Source organism: Burkholderia sp. MSMB1588 (assembly GCF_001546925.1).
In the GTDB taxonomy this organism is placed as follows: Bacteria; Pseudomonadota; Gammaproteobacteria; order Burkholderiales; family Burkholderiaceae; genus Burkholderia; species Burkholderia humptydooensis.
In genome coordinates, this window is the sequence record NZ_LNJS01000001.1 from 1,052,549 (window position 1) to 1,069,997 (window position 17,449).

A 17,449-nucleotide genomic window follows, 5' to 3' on the forward strand; every position below is an offset into this window, starting at 1 on the left:
CTTCGCCAGATGAACACGACGCCCGGCTTCGGCGCGTCCACGACGAGACATACGATGTCGAAACAAAGAATCAAGCGGGTGATCGGCAACTGGAAGATGCACGGTCGCCTGAGCGGCAACCAGGCATTGCTGAACGAAGTCGCGCAGGGCGCGGAAGCGGTGCGCGAGCACGTCGGCATCGGCGTGTGCGTGCCGTTCCCGTATCTCGCGCAGGCGCAGGCTCAGCTTCACGGCGGGCGTGTCGCGTGGGGCTCGCAGGACGTGTCCGCGCACGAGCAGGGCGCTTATACCGGCGAAGTCGCGGCCGGCATGGTCGCGGAGTTCGGCGCGGCCTATGCGATCGTCGGGCACTCGGAGCGCCGCGCGTATCACGGCGAATCGAACGAGACGGTCGCGGCGAAGACGCAGCGCGCGCTCGCCGCGGGGCTGACGCCCGTCGTGTGCGTCGGCGAGACGCTCGCCGAGCGCGAAGCGGGCGCGACCGAGCAGGTCGTCGGCACGCAGCTCGACGCGGTGCTCGCGGTGCTGTCGTCGGACGAGGCGGCGCGCATCGTCGTCGCGTACGAGCCCGTATGGGCGATCGGCACGGGCAGGAGCGCGACGGCCGAGCAGGCGCAGCAGGTACATGCGTTCCTGCGCGGACGGCTCGCGGCGAAGGGCGCGGAGCACGTGTCGCTGTTGTATGGCGGCAGCGTGAAGGCCGACAATGCGGTCGAACTGTTCGGCCAGCCGGACATCGACGGCGGCCTGATCGGCGGTGCGTCGTTGAAGAGCGGGGATTTCCTGGCGATCTGCCGGGCAGCGCAGTAAGCGTTCGCGGGCCGCGCGCGAAGAACGAAGAATATCGGGGTGGCCGGCAGATGCGCCGGTTGCCTGAAACCAAACAGGTGAATGTATGCCGTATCTGAAAGTCTTGATCATTGTGGTTCAATTATTGTCCGCGCTCGGCGTGATCGGCCTCGTGCTGCTGCAGCATGGCAAGGGCGCCGACATGGGCGCGGCGTTCGGCAGCGGCGCCTCGGGCAGCCTCTTCGGCGCGACCGGCTCCGCGAACTTTCTGTCGCGCACGACGGCGGTTCTGGCGACGATCTTCTTCATCGCAACGCTCGCGCTGACCTACCTCGGCTCGTACAAGTCGGCGCCGTCGGTCGGCGTGCTCGGCGCAGCGCCCGCGCCCGCCGCGTCGGCGCCCGCCGCATCGCGGGCGCCTGCCGCATCCGCGCCGGCTGCCGTGTCGGCTGCGTCTGCGCCGGGTCAGGACGTGCCGAAATAAATTTAAAAAAAACGCGTTTGTGCGTTGAACAATTCAGGGAACCGGGTTAGAATTTTGTTCTTGAAGCGATTCGCGGGATACGAAGTTTCCTCCCGGGTTGCATGCAGTGCCGACGTGGTGAAATTGGTAGACACGCTATCTTGAGGGGGTAGTGGCGAAAGCTGTGCGAGTTCGAGTCTCGCCGTCGGCACCAAAGTTACTTAATGCCAGCCGCTTCGTGTGGCTGGCATTTTTCATTTCTGGGCTACCCTTGCGCTCAGCTTGGGTTCTCCGGTAGTCCGAAATGATCCTTTCCCCGGAACGGTGTTATTCTCCGGAACGCTCGGAACCAACCAATAGAGGATAGCCTTGAACCTCGCAGCCTATTACCCCGTCTTGTTGTTCCTCCTGGTGGGCACTGGTTTAGGTATAGCGCTGGTCAGCATCGGCAAGATCCTCGGTCCCAACAAGCCCGACAGCGAGAAGAACGCGCCCTATGAGTGCGGCTTCGAGGCGTTCGAGGACGCGCGCATGAAGTTCGATGTGCGCTACTACCTCGTTGCGATTCTGTTCATCATCTTCGATCTCGAAACCGCATTCCTGTTTCCGTGGGGCGTCGCCCTGCGCGAAATCGGCTGGCCCGGTTTCGTCGCAATGATGATTTTCCTGCTCGAATTCCTGCTCGGCTTTGCCTATATCTGGAAGAAGGGCGGCCTCGACTGGGAGTGACGGGCTAATCGCCGGTTTGCATGGGCGGCCACGCGTCGCCGCCTGTCTGGAGTGGAAAGCAAATGAGTATCGAAGGGGTCTTGAAGGAAGGGTTTGTCACCACCACGGCTGACAAGCTGATCAACTGGACGCGTACCGGCTCGCTATGGCCGATGACGTTCGGGCTCGCGTGCTGCGCAGTGGAAATGATGCATGCGGGCGCCGCCCGCTACGACCTCGACCGGTTCGGTGTCGTGTTCCGTCCGAGCCCGCGCCAGTCCGACGTGATGATCGTCGCGGGTACGCTCTGCAACAAGATGGCGCCCGCGCTGCGCCGCGTCTACGACCAGATGGCCGAGCCGCGCTGGGTGATCTCGATGGGGTCCTGCGCGAACGGCGGCGGCTACTACCACTACTCGTACTCGGTGGTTCGCGGCTGCGACCGGATCGTGCCCGTCGACGTCTACGTTCCCGGCTGCCCGCCGACCGCAGAGGCGCTCGTCTACGGCGTGATCCAGTTGCAGGCGAAGATCCGCCGCACGAGCACCATCGCCCGTCAATAAAGCATCGAGCACCCCACAACATGGCAAGCAAAATCGAGACCCTCAAGGCGAACCTCGAAGCCGCGCTCGGCGCGCGCGCGGTGAGCCTCGTCGAAGCGGTTGGCGAGCTCACGCTCGTCGTGAAGGCGAGTGATTACCTCGAAGTCGCGAAGCAACTGCGCGACGATCGCTCGCTCGGCTTCGAGCAGTTGATCGACCTCTGCGGCATCGACTATCAAACCTACGGCGACGGCGCCTACGACGGCCCGCGCTTTGCCGCCGTCCTGCACCTGCTGTCGGTCGCGAACAACTGGCGCCTGCGCGTGCGCGTGTTCGCGCCGGATGACGATCTGCCGATCGTGCCGTCGGTCGTCGACATCTGGAGCTCGGCGAACTGGTATGAGCGCGAAGCGTTCGACCTCTACGGCATCGTGTTCGAAGGCCACCCCGACCTGCGCCGCATCCTCACCGACTACGGCTTCATCGGTCACCCGTTCCGCAAGGATTTCCCGGTTTCCGGCTACGTCGAAATGCGTTACGACCCGGAAGAGAAGCGCGTCGTGTACCAGCCGGTGACGATCGAGCCGCGCGAAATCACGCCGCGCGTGATCCGCGAGGATCGCTATGGCGGTCTGAAACATTAAGGGGGCGTCATGGCTGAAATCAAGAACTACACGCTCAACTTCGGTCCGCAGCACCCCGCCGCGCACGGCGTGCTGCGCCTCGTGCTCGAGCTCGACGGCGAAGTGATCCAGCGCGCCGATCCGCACATCGGCCTCTTGCACCGCGCGACCGAGAAGCTCGCCGAGAACAAGACGTTCATCCAGTCCGTGCCGTACATGGACCGTCTCGACTACGTGTCGATGATGGTGAACGAGCACGGCTACGTGCTCGCGATCGAGAAACTGCTCGGCATCGACGTTCCGGAGCGCGCGCAGTACATCCGCGTGCTGTTCGACGAAATCACGCGCGTGCTGAACCATCTGATGTGGATCGGCGCGCACGCGCTCGACGTCGGCGCGATGGCGGTGTTCCTTTATGCGTTCCGCGAGCGCGAAGACCTGATGGACGTGTACGAGGCGGTGTCCGGCGCGCGCATGCACGCGGCGTATTACCGTCCGGGCGGCGTCTATCGCGATCTGCCGGAAGCGATGCCGCAATACAAGGCGTCGAAGATCCGCAATGAGCGTGCGCTCGCGAAGATGAACGAGGCGCGCTCGGGCTCGGTGCTCGATTTCATCGACGATTTCTTCACGCGCTTCCCGAAGTGCGTCGACGAATACGAAACGCTGCTGACCGACAACCGGATCTGGAAGCAGCGTCTCGTCGGCATCGGCGTCGTGTCGCCGGAGCGCGCGCTGCAACTCGGCCTGACGGGCCCGATGATCCGCGGCTCCGGTATCGCGTGGGATCTGCGCAAGAAGCAGCCGTACGAAGTGTACGACCGCCTCGACTTCGACATCCCCGTCGGCGTGAACGGCGATTGCTACGACCGCTATCTGGTGCGCGTCGAGGAGATGCGCCAGTCGACGCGTATCGCGAAACAGTGTATTGAGTGGCTTCGCAAGAATCCCGGCCCCGTGATCACCGACAATCACAAGGTTGCGCCGCCCTCGCGTGTCGGCATGAAGACGAACATGGAGGATCTGATCCACCATTTCAAGCTCTTCACGGAAGGTTTTCACGTGCCCGAGGGCGAAACGTACGCCGCCGTCGAGCATCCGAAGGGCGAGTTCGGCATCTATCTGGTGTCGGACGGCGCGAACAAGCCGTACCGGCTCAAGATTCGCGCGCCGGGCTACGCCCATTTGTCCGCGCTCGACGAAATGGCGCGCGGGCACATGATCGCCGACGCCGTCACGATCATCGGGACGCAGGACATCGTGTTCGGCGAAATCGACCGCTGACGGTCGCGCCGCTCGCCGGCCCGGCCGGGTGGCGAGCGGCGAGTCACACGCGGCGCGCATTCGAGCGCGCCGTCGCAACAAGCTGTCAACAGTGAGCGCCAGGTCTGCCGCATCGGTCATGCGGCAGGTTGTTCGTGCGGTAGGAATTGAAAGAGTCGTGTCTGAAAATGATCTCAGCTGAAGGCCTGAAAGAAATCGATCGAGCGATCGCGAAGTATCCCGCCGATCAGAAACAGTCCGCTGTGATGTCGGCGCTGGCCGTCGCTCAGGAAGAGCATGGCTGGCTGTCGCCCGAACTGATGCAGTTCGTCGCGGACTATCTCGGCATGCCGGCCATCGCGGTCCAGGAAGTCGCGACGTTCTACACGATGTACGAGCTCGCGCCCGTCGGCAAGCACAAGATCACGCTCTGCACGAACCTGCCGTGCCAGCTCGGGCCGCACGGCGGCGCCGAGGCGACGGCCGCCTATCTGAAGCAGAAGCTCGGCATCGATTTCGGCGAAACCACGCCGGACGGCAAGTTCACGCTGAAGGAAGGCGAGTGCTTCGGCGCGTGCGGCGATGCGCCGGTGCTGCTGCTCAACAACCATAAAATGTGCAGCCTCATGAGCCGCGAGAAGATCGACCAGCTGCTTGAGGAGCTCTCGAAATGACGTCCCTCCACGATCGTCACATCAAACCGCTGATCCTCGCCGGCCTCACCGGCGAGAACTGGCGTCTCGAAGATTACGTCGCGCGCGGCGGCTACAAGCAGTTGCGCCGCATCCTCGAAGAAAAGATTCCGCCCGAGCAGGTGATCGCCGACGTGAAGGCGTCGGGCTTGCGCGGCCGCGGCGGCGCGGGCTTTCCGACCGGCCTGAAGTGGAGCTTCATGCCGCGCCAGTTTCCGGGGCAGAAGTACCTCGTCTGCAATTCGGACGAGGGCGAGCCGGGCACGTTCAAGGATCGCGACATCCTGCGCTGGAACCCGCACGCGCTGATCGAAGGCATGGCCATCGGCGCGTACGCGATGGGCATCACCGTCGGCTACAACTACATTCATGGCGAGATCTTCGAAGTGTATCGCCGCTTCGAGGCGGCGCTCGACGAAGCGCGCCGCGCGGGCTTCCTCGGCGACAAGATCATGGGCTCGGACTTCTCGTTCCAGCTCCATGCGCACCACGGTTACGGCGCGTACATCTGCGGCGAGGAAACGGCGCTGCTCGAATCGCTCGAGGGCAAGAAGGGCCAGCCGCGCTTCAAGCCGCCGTTCCCGGCGAGCTTCGGCGTGTACGGCAAGCCGACCACGATCAACAACACCGAGACGTTCGCCGCGGTGCCGTTCCTGCTGGCCGTCGGCCCGCAGAACTACCTCGAGATGGGCAAGCCGAACAACGGCGGCACGAAGATCTTCTCGGTGTCGGGCGACGTCGAGCGCCCGGGCAACTACGAGATTCCGCTCGGCACGCCGTTCGCGACGCTGATGGAGCTCGCGGGCGGGGTGCGCGGCGGCAAGAAGATCAAGGCCGTGATTCCGGGCGGCTCGTCGGCGCCGGTGATCCCGGGCGACATCATGATGCAGACCGACATGGACTACGATTCGATCGCGAAGGCGGGCTCGATGCTCGGCTCCGGCGCGGTGATCGTGATGGACGAGACGCGCTGCATGGTGCGTTCGCTCCTGCGCCTGTCGTACTTCTATTACGAGGAGTCGTGCGGCCAGTGCACGCCGTGCCGCGAAGGCACGGGCTGGCTGTATCGCGTCGTGAACCGCATCGAGCACGGCGAGGGCCGCCAGGAAGACCTGGACCTGCTGAACTCGGTTGCGGAGAACATCATGGGCCGCACGATCTGCGCGCTCGGCGACGCGGCGGCGATGCCGGTGCGCGGGATGCTCAAGCACTACTGGGACGAATTCGCGTACCACGTCGAGCACAAGCACTGCATGGTCGGCGGCCACGCGCATGCGGCCGCGGCCTGACGGCGCAACCCGATTGCAGAATTCGAGCGCCCGGTCGAGCGGACGCGGGCGAGCGGTAATAGGTTAAGGACCATTCACCATCATGGTTGAACTTGAAATAGACGGCAAGAAGGTCGAGGTGCCCGAAGGCAGCATGGTGATCCAGGCTGCGCACAAGGCGGATACGTACATCCCTCACTTCTGCTATCACAAGAAGCTGTCGGTTGCGGCCAACTGCCGGATGTGTCTCGTCGAAGTCGAGAAGATGCCGAAGGCCGTGCCCGCGTGCGCGACGCCCGTGTCGGCCGGCATGATCGTCCACACCAACTCTGACAAGGCCGTGAAGGCGCAGCAGTCGGTGATGGAGTTCCTGCTCATCAACCATCCGCTCGACTGCCCGATCTGCGATCAGGGCGGCGAATGCCAGTTGCAGGATCTCGCGGTCGGCTACGGCAAGTCGGCGTCGCGCTATGCGGAAGAGAAGCGCGTCGTGTTCCACAAGGAAGTCGGCCCGCTCATCTCGATGGAAGAGATGTCGCGCTGCATCCACTGCACGCGCTGCGTGCGCTTCGGCCAGGAAATCGCCGGCGTGATGGAGTTCGGCATGCTGGGCCGCGGCGAGCATTCGGAAATCACGACGTTCGTCGGCAAGACGGTCGACTCCGAGCTGTCGGGCAACATGATCGACCTGTGCCCGGTCGGCGCGCTGACGAGCAAGCCGTTCCGCTACAGCGCCCGCACGTGGGAGCTGTCGCGCCGCAAGTCGGTGAGCCCGCACGATTCCGTCGGCGCGAACCTCGTCGTGCAAGTGAAGAACAACCGCGTGATGCGCGTGCTGCCGTTCGAGAACGAAGCCGTCAACGAGTGCTGGATCTCGGATAAGGACCGCTTCTCGTATGAAGGCCTGAACAGCGAAGAGCGCCTGACGAAGCCGATGATCAAGCAGGGCGGCGAGTGGCGCGAAGTCGACTGGCAGACGGCGCTCGAATACGTCGCGCGCGGCCTGAAGGGCATCGGCGACGAGCACGGCCCGGCTGCGATCGCCGCGCTCGCGAGCGCGCACAGCACGGTCGAGGAACTGTTCCTGCTCAAGCAGCTCGCCCACGAACTGAAGACGCCGAACGTCGACTTCCGTCTGCGCCAGGCCGATTTCTCCGCCGCCGCGCAAGGCGCGCCGTGGCTCGGCATGCCGATCGCCGATTTGTCGGCCGTCGACGCGTCGCTCGTCGTCGGCTCGTTCCTGCGCCGCGATCATCCGCTCTTCGCGGCGCGCCTGCGCCAGGCGGCGAAGGGCGGCGCGAAGCTGCACTTCCTGCACGCGACGGGCGACGACGCGCTGATCCCGACCGCGCAGCGCATCGTCGCCGCGCCGTCGGCATGGCTCGACGCGCTCGCGGGCATCGCGGCCGCCGTCGCGCAGGCGCGCGGCGTGGCGCTGCCGGATGCGCTGGCGGGCGTGGAAGCGTCGGACGCCGCACGGGCGGTTGCGCAATCGCTCGCGAACGGCGAGCGCCGCGCCGTGCTGCTCGGCAACGGTGTCGTCCAGCATCCGCAATTCGCGCAGATCCACGCGATCGCGCAGTGGATCGCCGACAACACGGGCGCGACGCTCGGCTTCCTGACGGAAGCGGCGAACACGGTGGGCGCGCACCTCGTCGGCGCGCTGCCGGGCGCGAACGGCCTCAATGCACGCGACGCGTTCGCGCAGCCGCGCAAGGGCTACGTGCTCCTGAACGTCGAGCCCGAATTCGACACCGCCGATCCGGCGCAGGCGCTCGCTGCGCTGAAGCAGGCGGAGACGGTCGTCGTGCTGTCGCCGTTCAAGTACGGCCTCGACTACGCGGACGTGCTGCTGCCGATCGCGCCGTTCACCGAGACGGCCGGCACATACGTGAACGCGGAAGGCCGCGCCCAGTCGTTCAACGGCGTCGTGCGTCCGCTCGGCGACACGCGTCCCGCATGGAAGGTGCTGCGCGTGCTCGGCAGTCTGCTCGGCCTGCCGAACTTCGAGTACGAGACGTCGGAAGAAGTGCGTCTCGCCGCGCTCGGCGACGGCGAAATCGCGCCGCGTCTGTCGAACAAGACGGCGGCGGCGCCCGCGCGCGCAGCCGCGCGGGCCGCGAACGGCGCGCTCGAGCGTCTCGCCGACGTGCCGATCTATCATGCCGACGCGCTGTCGCGCCGCGCGGGCGCGCTGCACCTGACGGCCGCGTCGAAGGCGGCGCACAAGGCGGGCCTGCCCGCCGCGCTGTTCGACAAGCTCGGCCTGAAGAACGGCGACGCGGTGCGCGTGCGCCAGGGCGATCGCACGGTGCAGTTGCCGGCCGTGCGCGAGGAGAATCTTGCGGAAGCCGTCGTTCGCGTGTCGGCGGCCACGCCTGCCGGCGCAGCGCTCGGCAGCCTGTCCGGTGAACTGGTGGTGGAGAAGGCGTAAATGAGCTTGTTCGATACGATCAACTCGGGCGGAGCCCAGCTTCTCGGCTTCGCGTGGCCGACGGTGTGGGCGCTCGTGCGCATCCTCGTCGTCGCCGTCGTGATCCTGCTGTGCGTCGCGTACCTGATTCTGTGGGAGCGCAAGCTGATCGGCTGGATGCATGTGCGTCTCGGTCCGAACCGCGTCGGCCCCGCGGGTCTTCTGCAGCCGATCGCCGACGTGCTGAAGCTGCTGCTCAAGGAAGTGATTCATCCGACGGCGGCAAACCGCTGGCTGTATCTGATCGCGCCCGTGATGACGGTCGTGCCGGCGTTCGCGGTGTGGGCGGTGATCCCGTTCCAGGCGGGCGCCGTGCTCGCGAACATCAACGCCGGCCTGCTGTACGCGATGGCGATCTCGTCGGTCGGCGTCTACGCGGTGATTCTCGCCGGCTGGGCGTCGAACTCGAAGTACGCGTTCCTCGGCGCGATGCGCGCGGCCGCGCAGATGGTGTCGTACGAAATCTCGATGGGCTTCGCGCTCGTGCTCGTGCTGATGACGGCGGGCAGCCTGAACCTGTCGGAGATCGTCGGCTCGCAGCAGCATGGCTTCTTCGCGGGCCACGGCGTCAATTTCCTGTCGTGGAACTGGCTGCCGCTGCTGCCCGTCTTCGTCATCTACTTCATCTCGGGCATCGCCGAAACGAACCGCCACCCGTTCGACGTGGTGGAAGGGGAGTCGGAGATCGTCGCGGGTCACATGATCGACTACTCGGGGATGGCGTTCGCGCTGTTCTTCCTCGCCGAGTACATCAACATGATCGTGATCTCGGCGCTCGCGGCGACGCTGTTCCTCGGCGGCTGGGACGCGCCGTTCGAATTCCTGTCGTTCATTCCGGGCATCTTCTGGCTGGTGCTGAAAGTCTTCGCGCTGCTGTCGGTGTTCATTTGGGCCCGTGCGACGTTCCCGCGTTACCGCTACGACCAGATCATGCGCCTCGGCTGGAAGGTGTTCCTGCCCGTCTGCGTGATCTGGGTGATCGTGGTCGGTTTCTGGATGATGTCGCCGCTGAATATCTGGAAATAAAGGGCGGACGAAATCATGACGGCAATCCAACACTTCTTTAAGACCTTCTTCCTGACCGAGCTGCTCAAGGGGCTCGCGCTGACCGGACGCTACACGTTCAAGCGCAAGTTCACCGTGCAGTTCCCCGAGGAAAAGACGCCGATCTCGCCGCGCTTTCGCGGGCTGCACGCGCTGCGCCGCTACGAGAACGGCGAAGAGCGGTGCATCGCGTGCAAGCTGTGCGAAGCGGTGTGCCCGGCGATGGCGATCACGATCGAGTCGCAGACGCGCGAGGACAACACCCGTCGCACGACGCGCTACGACATCGACCTGACGAAGTGCATCTTCTGCGGTTTCTGCGAAGAGAGCTGCCCGGTCGATTCGATCGTCGAGACGCAGATCCTCGAATATCACGGCGAGAAGCGCGGCGACCTGTACTTCACGAAGGACATGCTGCTCGCGGTGGGCGATCGCTACGAGAAGGAGATCGCGGCCGCGAAGGCCGCCGATGCTCGGTATCGATAACCCGATGCGCCGGCCCGCTCGCCGGGCCGGCGAGTCGCGGCAGCGCCGCGGCACGCCCGGCGGTGCCAGCCAACCGCGCCTGACAATGGCCTAATGATGAACCGGTAATCATGGACTTCACGACCGTACTCTTCTACATCTTCTCGCTGCTCCTCGTGGTGTCGGGGCTGAAGGTGATCACATCGCGCAACCCGGTGGCGTCTGCGCTCTTCCTCGTGCTCGCGTTCTTCAACGCGGCCGCGATCTGGATGCTGCTCGAGGCCGAGTTCCTCGCGATCCTGCTGGTGCTCGTCTACGTGGGCGCGGTGATGGTGCTGTTCCTCTTCGTCGTGATGATGCTCGACATCAACATCGACGTGCTGCGCCGCGACTTCAGGCGCTTCGTGCCGATGGCCACCGTGGTCGGCGCGATCATCGTCGTCGAGACCGCGCTGATCCTGTGGCGCGGCTACGGCGCGACGGGCTCGCCCGTGCACGACATGGCCGCGGGCGCGGCGGCCGGCATGCCGAACACGAAGCTGATCGGCAAGGTCATCTACACCGATTACATCTTCGCGTTCGAGATCGCGGGCCTCGTGCTGCTCGTTGCGATCATCGCCGCGGTTGCGTTGACCGCGCAGAAGGGCAAGGACAGCAAGCGCCAGCGCGTGTCCGAGCAGGTGAAGGTGCGCCGCGAGGATCGCGTGCGTCTCGTGAAGATGCAAGCCGACAAGCCGCAGCCGGAAACCGCCGCGAGCGACGCCGCGTCGGGCTCGAACAACGGCTAAGCGAGAGGAGAAGAATCTATGTTGACCTTGGCTCATTACCTCGTGCTCGGCGCGATCCTGTTTGCGATCGCGATCGTCGGGATTTTCCTGAACCGCCGGAACATCATCATCATCCTGATGGCGATCGAACTGATGCTGCTCGCGGTGAATACCAATTTCGTCGCGTTCTCGCATTACCTGGGCGACGTCCACGGCGAGATCTTCGTGTTCTTCGTGTTGACGGTCGCGGCGGCGGAGGCCGCAATCGGCCTCGCGATTCTGGTGACTCTGTTCCGTAAGCTCGACACGATCAATGTCGAGGATCTCGATCAGCTCAAAGGTTAATTTCAGGCAACGCTGTTATGTCAACGACACTCAATGAAAACCTGCTGCTGGCGATTGCGCTCGCTCCGCTGGCGGGCTCGCTGATCGCGGGGCTGTTCGGCAACGCGGTGGGGCGCAAGGGCGCGCATCGCGTGACGATTCTCGGCGTCGCGGTCTCGTTCGTTCTTTCCGCGCTGGTGTTCTTCCAGGTGCTGGACGGCGCGAGCTACAACGCGACCGTCTACGAATGGATGAACGTCGGCTCGCTGAAGCTCGAGGTGGGCTTCCTCGTCGACACGCTGACCGCGATGATGATGGTCGTCGTCACGTTCGTGTCGCTGATGGTGCACATCTACACGATCGGCTACATGTCGGAAGAGGACGGCTACCAGCGCTTCTTCTCGTACATCTCGCTGTTCACGTTCTCGATGCTGATGCTCGTGATGAGCAACAACTTCCTGCAGTTGTTCTTCGGCTGGGAAGCGGTGGGTCTCGTGTCGTACCTGCTGATCGGCTTCTACTTCACGCGTGAGAGCGCGATCTACGCGAACATGAAGGCGTTCCTCGTGAACCGCGTCGGCGACTTCGGGTTCCTGCTCGGCATCGGCCTCATCCTCGCGTACGCCGGCTCGATGAACTACGGCGAAGTGTTCGCGAAGCGCGCGGAGCTCGCGTCGCTGAATTTCCCGGGCACCCAGTGGGGCCTGCTGACCGTCGCGTGCATCTGCCTGTTCATCGGCGCGATGGGCAAGTCCGCGCAATTCCCGCTGCACGTGTGGCTGCCCGACTCGATGGAAGGCCCGACGCCGATCTCCGCGCTGATTCACGCGGCGACGATGGTGACGGCCGGCATCTTCATGGTCACGCGCATGTCGCCGCTGTTCGAGCTGTCCGACGCCGCGCTGTCGTTCATCACGGTGATCGGCGCAATCACGGCGCTCTTCATGGGCTTCCTCGGCATCGTCCAAAACGACATCAAGCGCGTCGTCGCGTATTCGACGCTGTCGCAGCTCGGCTACATGACGGTCGCGCTCGGCGTGTCCGCGTACCCGGTCGCCGTGTTCCATCTGATGACGCACGCGTTCTTCAAGGCGCTGCTGTTCCTCGGCGCGGGCTCGGTGATCATCGGCATGCACCACGATCAGGACATGCGCAACATGGGCGGCCTGCGCAAGTACATGCCGATCACGTGGATCACGTCGCTCGTCGGCTCGCTCGCGCTGATCGGCACGCCGTTCTTCTCGGGCTTCTACTCGAAGGACTCGATCATCGACGCGGTGAAGCTGTCGCACCTGCCGGGCTCGGGCTTCGCGTACTTCGCGGTCGTCGCGAGCGTGTTCGTCACCGCGCTGTACTCGTTCCGGATGTACTTCCTCGTCTTCCACGGCGAAGAGCGCTTCCGTCATCCGAAGGAATTCGGCAACAACCACGGCGCCGAATCGGCCGCGCATCACGGCCATGACGACGACCACGGTCACGGCCACGCGCACGAGCCGCACGAAACGCCGTGGGTCGTCTGGGTGCCGCTCGTGCTGCTCGCGATTCCGTCGGTCATCATCGGCGCGATCGCGATCGGCCCGATGCTGTACGGCGATTTCTTCCAGCACGGCGTCGCGTTCGACAAGGTGATCTTCATCGGCCAGAACCACCCGGCGCTCGCCGAGATGGCGGAGGAGTTCCACGGCTGGGCGGCGCTCGGCCTGCACTCGATCTCGTCGCTGCCGCTCTGGCTCGCGCTCGCGGGCGTCGTCGTCGCGTGGTTCCTGTACCTGAAGCGCCCGGGTCTGCCGGCAGCGATCCGTCGCGCGTTCGGCCCGATCTACACGCTGCTCGACAACAAGTACTACATGGACAAGATCAACGAGGTCGTGTTCGCGAAGGGTTCGATCGCGATCGGCCGCGGTCTGTGGAAGGAAGGCGACGTCGTGGTGATCGACGGCCTCGTCAACGGCAGCGCGCGCTTCATCGGCTGGTTCGCCGGCGTGATCCGCTTCCTCCAATCCGGTTACATCTATCACTACGCGTTCGCCATGATCATCGGCATGCTGGGGCTCCTGACCCTGTTTGTAACGCTCGGCGGCAAATAAGGCGGGGACGACTAATGCACTCTTTTCCGATTCTCAGTACCGCGATCTGGTTGCCGATCGTATTCGGCCTCGTCGTGCTCGCGGTCGGTTCCGATAAAAATCCGGGCGCGGCGCGCTGGATCGCGCTGATCGGCTCGCTCGCGAGCCTGGCCGTCACGATTCCGCTGATCACGGGCTTCGACTCGAGCACCGCCGCGCTGCAGTTCGTCGAGCAATCGACATGGATCGAACGTTTCAACATCACGTATCACCTCGGCGTCGACGGCATCTCGATGTGGTTCGTCGTGCTGACCGCGCTCATCACGGTGATCGTCGTGATCGCCGGCTGGGAGGTGATCACCGAGCACGTGTCGCAGTATCTCGCCGCGTTCCTGATCCTGTCGGGGATCATGGTCGGCGTGTTCTCGGCGGCTGACGGCCTCTTGTTCTACGTGTTCTTCGAGGCGACGCTGATCCCGATGTACATCATCATCGGCGTGTGGGGCGGCCCGAACCGTGTGTACGCGGCGTTCAAGTTCTTCCTGTACACGCTCGCCGGCTCGCTGCTGATGCTGGTCGCGCTGATCTACCTGTACACGCAGACGCATTCGTTCGATCTCGCGACGTGGCAGAACGCGAAGATCGCGATGACGCCGCAGGTGCTGCTCTTCATCGCGTTCTTCCTCGCGTTCGCGGTGAAGGTGCCGATGTGGCCGGTGCACACCTGGCTGCCGGATGCGCACGTCGAGGCGCCGACGGGCGGCTCGGTCGTGCTGGCCGCGATCATGCTGAAGCTCGGCGCGTACGGCTTCCTGCGCTTCTCGCTGCCGATCACGCCGGACGCGAGCCACTTCTTCGCGCCCGTCGTGATTGCGCTGTCGCTGATCGCGGTGATCTACATCGGCCTCGTCGCGATGGTGCAGGCGGACATGAAGAAGCTCGTCGCGTATTCGTCGATCGCGCACATGGGCTTCGTCACGCTCGGCTTCTTCATCTTCAACCAGCTCGGCGTCGAAGGCGCGATCGTCCAGATGATCTCGCACGGCTTCGTGTCGGGCGCGATGTTCCTTTGCATCGGCGTGCTGTACGACCGCCTGCACTCGCGCCAGATCGCCGACTACGGCGGCGTCGTCAACGTGATGCCGAAGTTCGCCGCGTTCGCGATGCTGTTCTCGATGGCCAACTGCGGCCTGCCGGGCACGTCGGGCTTCGTCGGCGAGTTCATGGTGATCCTCGCGTCGGTCCAGTACAACTTCTGGATCGCGTTCGGCGCGGCGTTCACGCTGATTCTCGGCGCGGCGTACACGCTGTGGATGTACAAGCGCGTGTACTTCGGCGCGGTGACGAGCGACAAGGTCGCGAAGCTGTCGGACATCAGCCGTCGCGAATTCACGATGCTCGCCGTGCTCGCCGCGTTCACGCTGCTGATGGGCCTCTATCCGAAGCCCTTCACCGACGTGATGCACGTTTCCGTGGAAAACCTCCTCTCCCACGTCGCGCAGTCGAAACTGCCGCTGGCCCAGTAAGCCCGAGCGGAGGATACAAAGATCATGCAAAACGCACCTATGAATGTCCTGTTGCCCGATGCGCTGGTGATGGCCGCCATCGTCGTCGCCTGGCTGAACGACACCTTCGTCGGCGCAGCCGGCCGCCGCCTCACGTATCTGATCGCGGTCGTCGCATCGGCGGCGGCGGGCGTGTGGTTCGCGCTGCAAGCCTTCGATCCGCAGCAGTACTACGTCTTCTCGCGAATGGTCGTGGTCGATTCGTTCGCGAGCGCGATGAAGGCGGTCGTGTCGCTCGGCTTCGCGGTGACGCTCGTCTACTCGCGCAAGTACCTCGAGGATCGCGACCTGTTCCGCGGCGACGTGTTCCTGCTCGGCATGTTCTCGCTGCTCGGCCAGCTCGTGATGATCTCGGGCAACAACTTCCTCACGCTGTACCTCGGCCTCGAGCTGATGTCGCTGTCGCTGTACGCGGTGATCGCGCTGCGTCGCGACGCGACGCAGTCGAGCGAAGCCGCGATGAAGTACTACGTGCTCGGTGCGCTCGCCTCGGGCTTCGTGTTGTACGGGATCTCGATGCTGTACGGCGCGACGGGCTCGCTCGAGCTGAACGAAGTGCTGAAGGCGGTCGCATCGGGCCACATCAACGACGCGGTGCTGCTGTTCGGCGTGATCTTCATCGTTGCGGGCGTCGCGTTCAAGCTCGGCGCCGTGCCGTTCCACATGTGGGTGCCGGACGTCTACCAGGGCGCGCCGACCGCGATGACGCTGTTCGTCGGCGGCGGCCCGAAGGTCGCGGCATTCGCGTGGGGCCTGCGCTTTCTCGTGATGGGCCTGCTGCCGCTCGCGGTCGACTGGCAGGAAATGCTCGTGATCCTCGCGGCGCTGTCGCTGATCGTCGGCAACATCACCGGTATCGTCCAGCGCAACATCAAGCGGATGCTCGCGTACTCGGCGATCTCGAACATGGGCTTCGTGCTGCTCGGCCTGCTCGCGGGCGTGGTGGGCGGCAATCCGTCGTCGGCGGCGAGCGCGTACAGTTCGGCGATGTTCTACACGATCGTCTACCTCGTGACGACGCTCGGCTCGTTCGGCGTCGTGATGCTGCTCGCCCGCCGCGACTTCGAAGCCGAAACGCTCGACGACTTCAAGGGCCTCAACAAGCGCAGCCCGGTGTTCGCGTTCGTGATGATGGTGATGATGTTCTCGCTCGCCGGCATTCCGCCGACGGTCGGCTTCTACGCGAAGCTCGCGGTCCTCGAGGCGACGGTCAACGCCGGCCTCACGTGGCTCGCGGTGCTCGCCGTCATCACGTCGCTGTTCGGCGCGTTCTACTATCTGCGCATCGTCAAGCTGATGTACTTCGATGCGCCGCAGGACACGACGCCGATCGCGGGCGATGCGTGCAAGCGCACGATCCTCGTGCTCAACGGCCTCGCGGTCGTCGTGCTCGGCATCGTGCCGGGCCCGTTGATGACGGTCTGCCTGCAGGCGATCAGCCATACGCTGCCGCTGTAATGTCGGCCGCCGGCTGGTTCATCGTGCTGTTGGCGCTCGTCGGCGCCAACCTGCCGTTCCTGAATCAGCGCCTGTTCGCCGTCGTGCCGCTGAAGAGCGGAGCGACGGCGAAAAAGAGCGCGTGGCTCCGGATCGGCGAAATGATCGTGCTGTATTTCATCGTCGGCGCGCTGGGCTTCTGGCTCGAATCGCGCGCCGGCAATCGCTTCGAACAGGGCTGGCAGTTTTACGCGATCACCTTCAGTCTTTTCGTGGTGTTCGCGTTTCCCGGCTTCACGTTCCAGTATCTCGTCAAACGGCGCTGACGGCGTAGGCCGTCGCGCCCCACTGCGGAGCCGCCGATGGCCGATTTGCCGAATCACGACGCCACCCTCACGGAAACTTGCATCGAAAGCGCGTCCGTCTACGACGGCTCGTTCCTGAAGGTCAAGCGCGACACGGTTCGCCTGCCGGACGGCAAGCATGCGACGCGCGAATACGTGACGCATCCGGGCGCGGTGATGGTCATCCCGCTCTTCGACGACGGCCGCGTGCTGATGGAGAGCCAGTATCGCTATCCGATCGGCAAGGTGATGGCCGAATTCCCGGCAGGCAAGCTCGATCCGGACGAAGGCGCGCTCGCCTGCGCGGTTCGCGAGCTGCGCGAGGAAACCGGCTACACCGCGCGCGAATACGTGTTCCTCACGCGCATTCATCCGATCATTTCGTATTCGACCGAATTCATCGACATCTATCTCGCGCGCGGCCTGACGGCGGGCGAGCGCAAGCTCGACGACGGCGAGTTTCTCGAGACGTTTACGGCGACGCTGCCGGACTTGCTCGAATGGGTGCGCGCCGGCCAGATCAGCGACGTCAAGACGATTATCGGCACGATGTGGCTCGAGAAGGCGATGTCGGGCGCGTGGCCGCTCGGCGACGTGATCCGGCCGTAGCGCCGCG

18 protein-coding genes and 1 tRNA gene are annotated in these 17,449 nt (G+C 64.5%); all 19 read left to right on the forward strand.

Translation table 11 applies throughout. From position 1 onward, the window contains the following. Positions 1-9: 9 nt before the first annotated feature. Positions 10-810 carry a triose-phosphate isomerase gene (tpiA, locus tag WS92_RS16520; protein WP_171845224.1) on the forward strand — a complete coding sequence of 267 codons (801 nt, stop codon included), beginning with the start codon at positions 10-12 and terminating at the stop codon, positions 808-810. 85 nt (positions 811-895) lie between these two features. Beyond that, on the forward strand, positions 896-1,273 hold the full coding sequence (secG, locus tag WS92_RS16525) for a preprotein translocase subunit SecG (protein WP_015600349.1): 378 nt from the start codon (positions 896-898) through the stop codon (positions 1,271-1,273). A 108-nt stretch (positions 1,274-1,381) separates the two neighbouring features. Continuing rightward, positions 1,382-1,466: transfer RNA gene (locus tag WS92_RS16530), tRNA-Leu, on the forward strand. 155 nt (positions 1,467-1,621) lie between these two features. Beyond that, entirely contained in the window at positions 1,622-1,981 is a 360-nt protein-coding gene (locus tag WS92_RS16535; RefSeq protein ID WP_009911791.1) for an NADH-quinone oxidoreductase subunit A, read from the forward strand. Positions 1,982-2,043: 62 nt separating this feature from the next. Then, a complete protein-coding gene (locus WS92_RS16540; RefSeq protein ID WP_004186402.1) occupies positions 2,044-2,523 on the forward strand; it encodes a NuoB/complex I 20 kDa subunit family protein in 480 nt (159 codons plus the stop codon). Positions 2,524-2,543: 20 nt separating this feature from the next. Continuing rightward, on the forward strand, positions 2,544-3,146 hold the full coding sequence (locus WS92_RS16545) for an NADH-quinone oxidoreductase subunit C (RefSeq protein ID WP_006025104.1): 603 nt from the start codon (positions 2,544-2,546) through the stop codon (positions 3,144-3,146). A gap of 9 nt (positions 3,147-3,155) precedes the next feature. Continuing rightward, the gene (locus WS92_RS16550) at positions 3,156-4,409 is read left to right on the forward strand and encodes an NADH-quinone oxidoreductase subunit D (protein WP_006025105.1); all 1,254 of its coding nucleotides are present in this window, start codon (positions 3,156-3,158) and stop codon (positions 4,407-4,409) included. A 167-nt stretch (positions 4,410-4,576) separates the two neighbouring features. Next, positions 4,577-5,062, forward strand: a complete 486-nt coding sequence (nuoE, locus tag WS92_RS16555; RefSeq protein ID WP_006025106.1) for an NADH-quinone oxidoreductase subunit NuoE — start codon at positions 4,577-4,579, stop codon at positions 5,060-5,062. Beyond that, the gene (nuoF, locus tag WS92_RS16560; RefSeq protein ID WP_006025107.1) at positions 5,059-6,369 is read left to right on the forward strand and encodes an NADH-quinone oxidoreductase subunit NuoF; all 1,311 of its coding nucleotides are present in this window, start codon (positions 5,059-5,061) and stop codon (positions 6,367-6,369) included. The genes nuoE and nuoF overlap by 4 nt, the downstream gene beginning before the upstream one ends. Positions 6,370-6,451: 82 nt before the next feature. Then, complete coding sequence (gene nuoG / locus WS92_RS16565) at positions 6,452-8,782, forward strand: NADH-quinone oxidoreductase subunit NuoG (protein WP_006025108.1); 2,331 nt, start codon at positions 6,452-6,454, stop codon at positions 8,780-8,782. After that, a complete protein-coding gene (nuoH, locus tag WS92_RS16570) occupies positions 8,783-9,847 on the forward strand; it encodes an NADH-quinone oxidoreductase subunit NuoH (protein ID WP_009911792.1) in 1,065 nt (354 codons plus the stop codon). 15 nt (positions 9,848-9,862) lie between these two features. Beyond that, positions 9,863-10,351: an NADH-quinone oxidoreductase subunit NuoI gene (nuoI, locus tag WS92_RS16575; protein ID WP_006025110.1), complete on the forward strand. Its 489-nt coding sequence runs from the start codon at positions 9,863-9,865 to the stop codon at positions 10,349-10,351. Between the two features lie 110 nt (positions 10,352-10,461). Then, positions 10,462-11,118, forward strand: coding sequence for an NADH-quinone oxidoreductase subunit J (locus tag WS92_RS16580; protein WP_006025111.1), 657 nt, complete (start codon positions 10,462-10,464; stop codon positions 11,116-11,118). Between the two features lie 18 nt (positions 11,119-11,136). Next, the gene (nuoK, locus tag WS92_RS16585) at positions 11,137-11,442 is read left to right on the forward strand and encodes an NADH-quinone oxidoreductase subunit NuoK (RefSeq protein WP_059934737.1); all 306 of its coding nucleotides are present in this window, start codon (positions 11,137-11,139) and stop codon (positions 11,440-11,442) included. Between the two features lie 17 nt (positions 11,443-11,459). Beyond that, the gene (nuoL, locus tag WS92_RS16590; protein ID WP_015600586.1) at positions 11,460-13,508 is read left to right on the forward strand and encodes an NADH-quinone oxidoreductase subunit L; all 2,049 of its coding nucleotides are present in this window, start codon (positions 11,460-11,462) and stop codon (positions 13,506-13,508) included. A 14-nt stretch (positions 13,509-13,522) separates the two neighbouring features. Further along, complete coding sequence (locus WS92_RS16595; protein ID WP_015600700.1) at positions 13,523-15,013, forward strand: NADH-quinone oxidoreductase subunit M; 1,491 nt, start codon at positions 13,523-13,525, stop codon at positions 15,011-15,013. Positions 15,014-15,052: 39 nt separating this feature from the next. Next, on the forward strand, positions 15,053-16,510 hold the full coding sequence (gene nuoN, locus WS92_RS16600) for an NADH-quinone oxidoreductase subunit NuoN (RefSeq protein ID WP_006025114.1): 1,458 nt from the start codon (positions 15,053-15,055) through the stop codon (positions 16,508-16,510). Then, complete coding sequence (locus WS92_RS16605; protein WP_015601582.1) at positions 16,510-16,815, forward strand: DUF2818 family protein; 306 nt, start codon at positions 16,510-16,512, stop codon at positions 16,813-16,815. The genes nuoN and WS92_RS16605 overlap by 1 nt, the downstream gene beginning before the upstream one ends. Positions 16,816-16,851: 36 nt before the next feature. Next, complete coding sequence (locus tag WS92_RS16610) at positions 16,852-17,442, forward strand: NUDIX domain-containing protein (RefSeq protein ID WP_006025116.1); 591 nt, start codon at positions 16,852-16,854, stop codon at positions 17,440-17,442. Positions 17,443-17,449 lie beyond the last annotated feature (7 nt).